The sequence below is a fragment of the Sphingobium sp. PNB genome (assembly GCF_019873065.1).
In the GTDB taxonomy this organism is placed as follows: domain Bacteria; phylum Pseudomonadota; class Alphaproteobacteria; order Sphingomonadales; family Sphingomonadaceae; genus Sphingobium; species Sphingobium fuliginis.
Genome location: NZ_JAINEZ010000203.1, coordinates 1 through 1,646, shown reverse-complemented (window position 1 = coordinate 1,646; position 1,646 = coordinate 1). Strand labels below are relative to the sequence as shown.

General features: G+C 63.4%; 1 protein-coding gene. It reads right to left on the bottom strand.

The window, feature by feature from the left end:
* Positions 1-168: 168 nt before the first annotated feature.
* Positions 169-1,518 (bottom strand): IS1380-like element ISSp1 family transposase, encoded by a 1,350-nt coding sequence (locus tag K7W03_RS27380; protein WP_013039775.1) that lies wholly within the window; start codon positions 1,516-1,518, stop codon positions 169-171.
* Positions 1,519-1,646: the final 128 nt, after the last annotated feature.

The following is a 1,646-nucleotide window of genomic DNA, read 5'->3' as shown; positions in this document are numbered from 1 at the left end:
CCTCTCTTATTCACGACGCTCGGTTTCGGGCCCGCTCTGGGCATTTGCTGCGGCTGGCTGTATTGCGCGGACGACCGGCATCGCTGGCGTTTGTTTCACCGCATTCGGATTGATGGGCTTTTCGGGTTGAAGGGCTGGGCTCGGAGTTCTGCGGCGCTGCCGCATGGGCTACGTCGGCGCAGGCTTCAGCCGGAGAACGAGGGCGCGGAACAGGTCGGCATCCGGACAGGCGGAAGCGAAGGCAATGCGGATGCGGCTAGCACTTTCTACGACGCGCGCAGCGACCTTGAGCAGCCGCAGGCGCAAGGTGGTAAACTCCGCGCTTGCCAGAGCAGCGGTCCTGGGCATCGCCTGCTGGATGCGCCATAGCAGCCAGTATGCGGCAGTGTGCAGTATCAGGCGCATCTGATTGGCATTGGCCGAGCGGCACGAGGTTCGGTCGCTGGCGAGCTGGGACTTGTGGCGCTTGATCAGGTTCTCGGCCTGACCACGCGCGCAGTAGAGCGTGTCGTAGATGTGCTCGGCCGATCCTGTTGCCAACGAGGTGACGACATAGCGGATGTCCATGCCCAGCGTGCTGGCCTCGATCCGTGCAACGACGCGACGCTGGCACTTCCAGGTCTTTGCCCCATAGCGGGTCTCGGCATAGTTGCGCAGGACGGGACACTGACGCTGGGCGCGCTTGACCGCGCAGGCATCGGCGACCGCAACAATGGCGGGATCGGCGCGCAGCGCTGAATTGGTGGGCAGGCCGAACACGTAATCGACGCGGGCCGCATCGCAGTAGGCCATGACCTCGGGTCGACCATAGTGCCCGTCGCCGCGGATAGTGATGTGGGTATCGGGCCAATTACGGCGCAGGTGACGCACCAGGCGTCGGATGTGCCCCGCCGCCTCCTTTCCAGAAGGCGTCTTGCCTGTGCGCAGCAGCATGGCCACCGGCCTGCCGGTCGCGGTGTCGTAGATATGGATCGGTAGGAAGCAGCGCTCCCCATGATGCCCGTTCCAGAACGAGAGCTGTTGATAGCCATGCACGACGTCGCACGTGTCGTCGATATCCAGCGTGACCGCTGTCGGAGGGGCGGGATAGCTGGCGCAGTAGATGTCGATCATCGCGGCCATCATGCTGGCCAGTTCGCGCGTAGTCGGTGCATTTTCCCACCGGCTCATCGTCGGTTGGCTGGCCAGCCCCGCGCCCGATTCCGGCAGCTTGCCGAGCGCCAGGCGGAAGCCTGGATCGTCGCGCAGAGCATCGAGATCATCGGCATCCTCATAGCCGCACGCAATCGCGAACACACGGGCACGCAGAATGTCATCCAGGCGATGGATCACCCGCGCTGGATCGCGCGGATCGGCAATACAAGCCGCCAGGCGCTGGCAAATCCCCATCGCGCGCTCGGCCTGTGCAAGCAGTAGAACACCGCCATCCGAGGTAAGCCGGCCACCGTCGAACGCAGCTGTGATTTTCTTGCGGCCGACTGCTGGGAATCCAAATGAGCTTGCGATATCATCGTTCATGGCGGGTGTGGCCCGTGGCATTTTCTGCCCTGCGGCAGGTTCGGCTTAGACACCCAGTTCCTAATTCAGATCAGAGGCTTACGCCACTCCCGCCAACCCTTCAGGACACTTTTGGTGAATAAGGCGGG

Excerpts from the sequence above, each read along its gene's own strand:
- K7W03_RS27380 (WP_013039775.1), bottom strand. The coding sequence starts at position 1,518 with ATGAACGATGATATCGCAAGCTCATTTGGATTCCCAGCAGTCGGCCGC.